Annotated in this window: 6 protein-coding genes; 3 read left to right on the top strand and 3 right to left on the bottom strand. The window is 42.1% G+C overall.

The features are described from left to right. Nucleotides 1-196 precede the first annotated feature (196 nt). The gene (locus GNE10_RS27140; RefSeq protein ID WP_099067373.1) at nt 197-2,308 is read left to right on the top strand and encodes a TIGR00300 family protein; all 2,112 of its coding nucleotides are present in this window, start codon (nt 197-199) and stop codon (nt 2,306-2,308) included. A 237-nt stretch (nt 2,309-2,545) separates the two neighbouring features. Here the strand turns inward: GNE10_RS27140 and GNE10_RS27135 are convergent, their stop codons facing one another. Next, nucleotides 2,546-3,001 carry a cupin domain-containing protein gene (locus GNE10_RS27135; protein ID WP_099067376.1) on the bottom strand — a complete coding sequence of 152 codons (456 nt, stop codon included), beginning with the start codon at nt 2,999-3,001 and terminating at the stop codon, nt 2,546-2,548. A gap of 141 nt (nt 3,002-3,142) precedes the next feature. Then, nucleotides 3,143-3,919 carry a cysteine hydrolase family protein gene (locus GNE10_RS27130; protein WP_185568609.1) on the bottom strand — a complete coding sequence of 259 codons (777 nt, stop codon included), beginning with the start codon at nt 3,917-3,919 and terminating at the stop codon, nt 3,143-3,145. 80 nt (nt 3,920-3,999) lie between these two features. Between GNE10_RS27130 and GNE10_RS27125 the strand changes: the two genes are divergently transcribed. Together GNE10_RS27125 and GNE10_RS27120 are read left to right on the top strand one after the other, a co-directional pair. Continuing rightward, nucleotides 4,000-5,400 (top strand): amidohydrolase, encoded by a 1,401-nt coding sequence (locus tag GNE10_RS27125; protein ID WP_185568607.1) that lies wholly within the window; start codon nt 4,000-4,002, stop codon nt 5,398-5,400. Nucleotides 5,401-5,787: 387 nt separating this feature from the next. After that, a complete protein-coding gene (locus GNE10_RS27120) occupies nt 5,788-7,725 on the top strand; it encodes an ATP-binding protein (protein WP_260447055.1) in 1,938 nt (645 codons plus the stop codon). 442 nt (nt 7,726-8,167) lie between these two features. Here the strand turns inward: GNE10_RS27120 and GNE10_RS27115 are convergent, their stop codons facing one another. Next, nucleotides 8,168-9,376, bottom strand: coding sequence for a NupC/NupG family nucleoside CNT transporter (locus GNE10_RS27115; RefSeq protein WP_185568603.1), 1,209 nt, complete (start codon nt 9,374-9,376; stop codon nt 8,168-8,170). Nucleotides 9,377-9,468: the final 92 nt, after the last annotated feature.

Below are 9,468 nucleotides of genomic sequence, written 5' to 3'. Positions count from 1 at the left end.
CTCCCCATCTCCCCACCTCCCCGCCATTTTGTCACCTTGTTTTCTTCTTAACCTTCCGTTTGGATTTTCCAGTAATAGAATTAAAAACGAAGCCCCTGTAAAACCTTCAACTATCAAAAGTTAGAAGCTCTAGTAGCAGATTTGACAAAATTGCCAAAATAGAAATCTGTGTCCAAAATACGTTTGTAAAATTTTTATGACTTCCCGGATTCGCTTTTTGATGTGTCCTCCCGATCACTACGATGTCGATTATGTGATTAATCCCTGGATGGAAGGGAATATTCACAAATCATCACGCGATCGCGCCGTAGAACAGTGGCAAGGACTACACCACATTCTTAAACAACACGCCATTGTAGACTTAGTACCACCAGAGAAAGGTTGGCCAGATCTAGTTTTTACAGCCAACGCTGGTTTAGTACTGGGAGAAAATGTCGTCCTTAGTCGTTTTTTACACAAAGAACGTCAGGGAGAAGAACCTTACTTTAAACAATGGTTTGAGGCAAATGGTTACACAGTATATGAACTTCCCAAAGATTTACCATTTGAAGGAGCAGGAGACGCACTGCTAGATCGGGAAGGACGCTGGTTATGGGCGGGATATGGTTTCCGTTCTGAATTAGATTCTCACCCTTACCTCGCCAAATGGTTGGATATTGAGGTACTCTCCCTACGATTGATAGACGAACGTTTCTATCATTTGGATACTTGCTTTTGTCCGTTAGCAAACGGTTATTTGCTTTACTATCCTGGTGCTTTTGATTCCTACTCCAACCGCTTGATTGAAATGCGGGTAGCACCAGAAAAGCGAATCGCCATAGCCGAAGCTGATGCAGTCAACTTTGCTTGCAATGCGGTGAATGTAGAAAGCATCGTGATTATGAACAAGGCGAGTGATGCTTTGAAGTCGCGCCTTGCTGATGTTGGTTTCCAAGTGCTAGAAACACCGCTGACTGAATTTCTCAAAGCTGGTGGTGCGGCTAAATGCCTAACCCTACGGGTGACGGAACCTGTAAGAGAAGAACTTCATGCCAACGTCTCGGTGGAAAGCCGTGTCATTCGCATGGAAGGACATTTGTTAGACGCTGGTTTGATTAACCGGGCTTTGGATTTGATTGTAGACGCTGGCGGAAGTTTCCAAGTTTTGAATTTTAATTTGGGAGAACAACGCCAAAGTACTTCAGCTGCCGAAGTCAAGGTATCAGCACCATCCCATGAAGTGATGGAAGAAATCATTTCACGGTTGATTGATTTGGGTGCTGTAGACTTACCCCAAGATGAGCGAGACGCTAAATTAGAACCTGTAATTCAAAATGGCGTAGCGCCTGAAGATTTCTACGTCAGTACAATTTATCCCACCGAAGTGCGAATTCATGGCCAGTGGGTGAAGGTGGAAAATCAGCGGATGGATGGAGCGATCGCCATTACTCAAACACCCAACGGCTTCAAAGCTAGGTGTAAAATTTTACGAGATTTAGCAATTGGCGAACAAGTAGTCACAGACGTGCTAGGTATCCGCACCATCCGCAAAACAGAATCGCGGGAACAACGCAGCACTAACGAATTCAGCTTTATGTCATCTGGAGTTTCCAGCGAACGCCGGGTGGAATTAGTCGTGGAACAAGTCGCTTGGGAATTGCGTAAAATACGTGATGCAGGTGGTAAAGTAGTTGTCACGGCTGGCCCAGTAGTGATTCACACTGGTGGCGGCGAACACCTAGCACAACTAATTCGCCAAGGATACGTCCAAGCGCTACTCGGTGGCAATGCGATCGCTGTCCACGACATCGAGCAAAATATGATGGGTACTTCCTTGGGTGTAGACATGAAGCGGGGTGTGGCCGTTCGTGGCGGACACCGCCATCACCTGAAGGTAATTAATACCATCCGCGGTTACGGTAGCATTCCCAAAGCCGTGGAAGCGGGGGTAATTAAGAGTGGCGTCATGTATGAGTGCGTTAAGAATAACGTGCCTTTTGTGCTTGCCGGGTCAATTCGGGATGACGGGCCTTTACCTGATACCCAAATGGATTTGATTAAAGCCCAAGAACAGTATGCTAAAAACCTAGAAGGTGCAGAGATGATTTTAATGCTGTCATCAATGCTGCACTCCATTGGCGTGGGTAATATGACTCCGGCGGGCGTGAAAATGGTATGTGTGGATATTAACCCAGCTGTGGTGACTAAATTGAGCGATCGCGGTTCTGTAGAATCAGTGGGTGTAGTCACAGACGTGGGATTATTCCTCAGCCTGTTGATTCAGCAGTTGGATAAATTAACAAGTCCCTATATTAGTAAGGTAGGTTAAAAATACACAGAAGTTTCACCTACACACAGCAAAACTTCTGCAAAAATCGCCATTAGGTTTAACAACTTTAATAGTAGGGTATATATTTTCAACCCTACTATTTTTTGTTGTCTGTTAATTGTTGATGGTTGACGATTGACGACCTGAGCTGGAATAATTTATTTTTTACAATTCCCTAACTCCAGTCAACAGTCAACAGTCAACAGTCAACACACCCTACCCAATCCCAAATTCTTTTCAACAAGGTATTAAAGCATCCAATCTCCCTAGTACTGCCATATCTTCTGCATCTAACTCTACAGGTGTTCCACTGCGAATTAATTCCGAAAAGTCTTCATTAGGAACCATTACAGTTAGGGTATACAAGCGAGTAGAACCTGTATTTTTAATCATGTGCGTACCTGTGGGAGGTACTAATAAACTATCTCCGGATTTGATTTTAGCCATTTTACCGTCACACATGGCGATCGCTTCACCTTTGATCACAAAAAACATTTCCACTGCCCACTGATGGCGGTTTGGTGGTGTTTGTCCGCCCACATCAAATATTTCTAGACAACAAGTCAAGGAGGTATTTGCATTGGTGGAATCAAAAATAATCGCTAAGCGATTGGAGTCGTCAGGATTGATGCGATACACTTGGTAATCTTTGGGAGATTTGATGACAGGAATTACACAACGGGTAGCGTACATTTATTTATCCCCTCGAATTTATTGATGGTGACAAAAGATGCAAGTATTGAATATTTAGTTGTCAGAATTAATTTTCTGGAAGTTGCAGACAGAGATTTGGAAAATAATCATCTTTTGGTGTTAATTGTTGACGGTTGACGGTTAACTGTTAACAGTCAACGCTTTTAAAATCCCTTGAGAATCTGTGACAAAACCGAAGCATTGTTTAACGTTGTACAATGTCGCCAGCCAACAATATTCAGGTGATGTTGTGGCGGTGCAGTCTTTGACTAATATGCAGTCATACCCTAAAAAGTTAGCATCACACAACGTGGTCAGTACGCATTGGTCGGCGTTAACACCAGCAAAGAATAGTGTAGTTTTTCCCAGATTCTTCAAAATACTATCTAAAGGGGTATCCCAGAAACCACTCATACGGTATTTATCTATGCGAATATCTTCTTTTAGCGGTTGTAGTTCGTCCACCACCGCCGCCGCCCAACTGCCTGCCATGAGTACTTTTGCACCGTTTTTGGGCAGGGGATCGCCCAAACCCACACCATCGCCCGTGGGGTTGTAGACATGGAGTGAAGCTGCACTAATGTTGAGTAAGTCGGGACGATTCCCCCAATTCACCCAAATTATCGGCACACCAGCAGTACGCAATTCTGGGAGTAAAATTTTTAAAGGTTCGATGGGCTTACGGGCTGGGGTGACATCCACGCCGATATGCGCTAACCAACCGTCAGGGTGACAGAAGTCATTTTGCATATCAATGACGAGGATGGCGGCTTTTGCTAGGTCTAGACGCAGAGTTTTTGTTTCTGTTGCTAAGATAACGGGTTGTGGGGTCTTTTGAGGACGGGTAATATCTGCAATAACATCATTCACTGTCCACGCATTTGGTGGAAACCCCAATATCCGTAATGGTAAATTCATACAATTGCAATTGCCAATACCATTTTCTATTTTGTAACTTGAAACTTAGTTCAGAAGACTATTCTTAATCAAGGTTAAATATGTTAAGTTTCACTATCCAAAATGTTTTAATTGCTACTAATGATGATTACGTAACAGTTGATGTACAGGTTGTAGATGGTAAAATCGCTGCCATCGCTGCGAATTTAGAAGTCATCGGTACAGCTATAGATGGTAAACATAAGCTGCTGCTTCCTGGGTTTTTTAACGCCCATACCCACTCTTCGGAAATGTGGCAACGCGGAATCATGTCGGTTTTGCCCTTAGAATTATGGTTGGCAGAACTCTATGATTTTGCACCTCTGGATATCGAACAAGTTTATCTCAGCGCATTGGGAACGGCGGTGGAAACTTTACTTTCCGGTGGAACGAGTGTAGTAGACCACTTGGTGTTAATTCCCGGACAAGAGTTAGAAACCATTGCTATTGCAATTCGCGCTTATAAAGAAGTGGGAATTAGAGCTTTTATTGCGCCTTTAATTCAAGATCAATCTCTCACCGCAGGTATTCCATCTGGGGAGTCTACACAAAATCATGAACCTTATTTTCGCTCCACTGCGGCAACGTTGGAAATTATTGAAGAGGCGGTAAAAAGATTTCATCGCCCAGATGAAGGTGTGAGTATTTTAGTTGCACCAACAGGGATACAATTATGTACTGATGATTTGTTTGTTGGGTGTATTGAATTAAGCGATCGCTACAATCTTTGTCGTCATTCCCATTTACTAGAAACCAGGGCACAGGAAAAACTCGCCCAAGAAAAATATGGTTGTACGGCTGTAGAACATTTGCAACGAATTGGATATTTAAGTGATAAAACTTCTCTTGCCCATTGTGTTTGGTTAAATGACGCTGATATTGCTATTCTCAGCGAAACTCAATCTACAGTCGTTCATAATCCCTTAAGTAATTTACGCTTAGGCAGTGGCATCGCCCCGATTTTGAAATATCGCCAAGCCGGAGTCAATGTCACTTTTGGTTGTGATGGGGCCTCTAGTAATGACTCCCAAGATTTGTTAGAAGCTATTAAAATTGGTTCAATTTTACATAATGTTACAGATTTAGATTATCAATATTGGATTACACCCAGAAAATCAGTGGAAATGGCATCTTTAGGAGGTGCAAAAGGATTGAATGTTGCAGATAAACTCGGCTCTTTAACTGTCGGTAAACAAGCAGATTTCGTACTTTATGACCTCACAAATTTATCATTATTACCGCGTACAGACCCCATTGGCTTATTAGTTTTGGGGCGTCCTAGTAATGTTGTAAATAGTGCTTGGGTGAATGGCAAGCAAATTATTAATAATGGTAAATTTACAACAATTAATGTTGACGAATTGCGCCAAGAATTATTTACCCGCAGTCAATGGGAGACTAAAAGAAAATCGGAAACTGTGGCACAAATTGAAACCCATTATCGCACAGTGATGGGGTTATGAAACACAAACATACGTTAATGGGTGCTAAAAAAGCATAACCAATAGGAGTGGTTGTTGACTGTTGACTGTTGACTGTTGACTGTTGACTGTTGACTAAAGATTAAAGAGTAAAGGGAAAATACCAAACCTTTCCCCCTTTCCCCTTCCCTTTCCCGATTTCTGCAAGAAGTCGATTGGCTTAGATATAGTGTATAACTATTGACTTGGAAAATAATCCAAATTTTTCTATTGCTATCAGCTGCAAACTATAGTCAAGTATTTGCCACAGTTCTGTAATACTCTTTTTATAAATATAAGAGATAATGTTAAGACTTAGTAGATTTCAGCCCCTATTTGAAAATAGTAGGTGATTAGATTTTTGATTTTCAGGCTGGAGAAAGTTCTGTGATGCGCTTTAAATCTCATCTGAATTCTTTGAAAGAAATACGTCAGAGTTTAGCACCTTATATTATAGCATTACTGACAGTTACGATTTCACTATTACTGTCAGTACTGCTAAGTTCGCTACTTAAACCGACGATGTTTATGCTTTTTTTTGCGGCTGTAGCGATTAGTGCTTGGTATGGTGGAATGGAAGCAGGACTACTAGCCACTGCTTTATCAACTGTAGTGATAGACTATTTTTTTATCGAGCCATTATTTACATTGTTTGCTTACCGCATAGATAGCATAGTGCATCTATGTGTGTTTTTAATCATTGCTATTATTATGAGTTGCTTGCATAGACAATTAAGGATTTTTCAGCAACGCCTAGAGAAACGAGAAAAGCAGTTACAAGTGAGTGAGGCGAAGTTTAGACATTTAGTTGAATCTAATATAATCGGTGTATTTGTCAGCAATAGCAATGGAGAGATTATTGAAGCTAACGAAGCATTTCTAAAAATGCTCGGTTATTCACGCGAAGAAATTTTAGTGGGACGAGTGCGATGGCAAGACCTCACACTCACAGAAGATTTAGCATTAAGCGAACACTCTTTCCTAGAACTAGAAGCTACAAAAATATTTCCACTCCAAGAAAAAGAATATTGTCGTAAAGATGGTAGTTCCATATCTATTTTAATCGGTGGCACTTTATTGCGAGAAGCTGATAATAACCAAGAAGAAGTAATTTCATTTTGTCTTGACATCAGCAAACGCAAGCAAGCTGAACAAGAGCGAGAACAATTACTCAAACGAGAACAAGCTGCACGCTCAGAAGCAGAAGCCGCTAATCGCATCAAAGATGAATTTTTGGCTGTGCTATCCCATGAAATCCGCTCACCTTTGAATCCTATTCTCGGTTGGTCGCAGTTACTTCAAAGCAAAAAGTTAGATGAGGTTCAGACGGCTCATGCACTGGAGGTAATTGAGCGTAATGCCCAGTTACAAGCTGAATTAATTGATGACTTGCTGGATATTTCTCGGATTTTGAGAGGCAAACTCAACCTGAATATTCGCCCTGTGGATTTGGGATTGACCATTCAAGCCGCAATAGAAATAGTACGCTTGGCGGCGCAAGCCAAATCAATTCAAATACAGACAATGGTCTCCACAAATATAGTCCAAGTTTTCGGAGACCCTAGTCGATTACAGCAAGTAATTTGGAATCTCCTTTCCAATGCAGTTAAGTTTACCGAAGTAGGAGGACGCATAGACATCCGGCTAGAACGCCTTGATTCTCAAGCTTTAATCACCGTTAGTGATACAGGTAAAGGCATCCACCCAGATTTTCTTCCCTATGTGTTTGACTATTTTCGCCAAGCGGACAGTACCACAACTCGGAGGTTTGGTGGATTAGGGTTAGGTTTGGCAATAGTTCGTCACTTAGTCGAGCTGCATGGCGGGAGTGTCCAGGCTCAAAGCCAAGGCATTAATCACGGAGCAACCTTTATTGTAAGATTACCAGTTATGCCTACTCAAATTCTGACAAAACAAGATAGTAAACAACCTGAGCAATCTTTAGATTTAAAGGGTATCAAGATTTTAGTGGTAGAAGATGATACAGATACGCGAGAATTTACTACCTGTTTACTAGAGGAATACGGAGCAAGTGTAACAGCAGTTACCTCAGCGAGTGAGGCACTAATCACTTTTGGCGAATTTCAGCCAGACCTACTGTTAAGCGACATTGGTATGCCAGATATTGATGGATACATGTTGATGCAGCAGGTCAGAACCCTGCCACCCGAACAAGGAGGAAAGATTCCAGCGATCGCCCTGACCGCCTATGCTGGAGAATTTGACTACCAGCAAGCGTTAAGAGTTGGTTTTCAAAGGCATATTTCTAAACCAGTTAAAGCGAAAAAACTGGTAGAAGCGATTACTGACTTAGTTGGGGTCAAATAAAGGACTTCCAATTGAAGAAGAATACAGAATTCAGAATACAGGATTCAGAATGGGCTAAACGCCCCGCTACCGTTAACAGAATTCAGCAATCTTGACGCTCCTGCGTCGTTTTAAGCGTACCTCTGCTCTTAAGCAAGCTACGGGTAGCGTCTCTAAGAGTTGCCATGCCCCAGGCTTTACGCTGCGCTATCCGCCAGTCTTACAAAATACCTTTCCTGTATTCTGACGACTGATACTATGTCCGCATAATTAGTTATGATTCCCACAGCCATTGCACCCCACCCCGGCTTTGCTAGCGCAAAACCTCCCCTCCCCTTGCAAGGGGAGGGGATTGAGGGGTGGGGTAAAGTATTTGTGGGATAAGTGAGGGAAATAATTTATTTTTTAGAGTTCCCTGACCTTTGGAAGCGATCGCACTTTATATTTCATGTAATCGTTATATTCAAATCAACATCCCAGCAATACAAGCGGTGATAAAACCCGCCAATAATCCGCCAATCATTGCCCTGACACCCATACGAGCTAAATCGTGTTGGCGATTCGGTGCTATACCAGTAATACCACCGATGGTAATGCCAATTGAACCAATATTGGCAAAGTTACATAATGCATAAGTCGCGATTATTACCGAACGTTGAGAAATTTTACCGCTTTCAATTAATGCCTTTAAATCTAAAAAAGCAATAAATTCATTCAAAATAGTCTTTGTACCCAATAGTGCGCCCACTTCTTGACAATCAGCCCAAGGTACACCCATCAAAAATGCTATGGGAGCCATAAAATAAGACAAAATTCGCTGTAATGAAAGTTGCTGTAAACCAAACAATCCCCCTAACCATCCCAGCAAGGCATTCACAGCAGCTAATAATCCCAAAAAAGCAATAATCATTACCCCCACATTCACTGCTAGCTTAACGCCGTCAATGGCTCCGCTACTAGCTGCATCAATAACATTTATATAATTAGTTTTTACATCCACCTTGACTTTACCAGCAGTTGTTGATACCTCTGTTTCTGGGTAGAGCAATTTTGATACCACCAACGACGTGGGAGCAGTCATAAAAAAAGCCGCGATTAGGTGTTCTGTTTGTACCCCAAAGGAAATGTACGCTCCTAATACTCCACCTGCAATTGTGGCAAAACCAGTAGTCATCAGGGCATGGAGTTCTGATTGCGTCATATCAGCTATGTAAGGTTTCACCACCAGCGCTGACTCTGTTGGCCCCAAAAAGATGTTACTGGCACAGGATAAAGATTCAGAACCCGATGTTTTCATTGTCTTCATCATTACCCACGCCATTAGGCTGACCACTCGCTGTAAAATACCGTAGTGATATAAGACACTAATAAAGGCAGAGAAAAAGATAATTGTCGGCAACACTTGGAAGGCAAAGAAATGATCCTTAAAATTTTCTCCAAAGACAAATTTGGCTCCAACATCAGAAAATGCCAAAAATTGACTGACAATATCTCCTAGAGATTTAAACGCATTCAAGCCCCAAGGAGTTTTCAAAATCACCAAGCCAAATACAAACTCTAATCCCAAACCCCAAGCAACTATTCGCCACCGCACCGCCTGACGATTTACAGAAAAGGCATAGGATATGGCGATAAAAATTAAAATTCCCAACGCAGAAATAGCGCGTTCCATATTTACCTTGGCGATACAATTTTTTTGATGAAAAACTCCATGTTAGTTGCGGGATGGGGAGATGGGGAGATGGGGAGATGAGGGGATAGGGA

The organism is Nostoc sp. 2RC, assembly GCF_014222165.1.
GTDB lineage: Bacteria > Cyanobacteriota > Cyanobacteriia > Cyanobacteriales > Nostocaceae > Nostoc > Nostoc linckia.
Note: the sequence above shows the minus strand (reverse complement) of the source record. Positions and strands in the feature narration are given on the sequence as shown.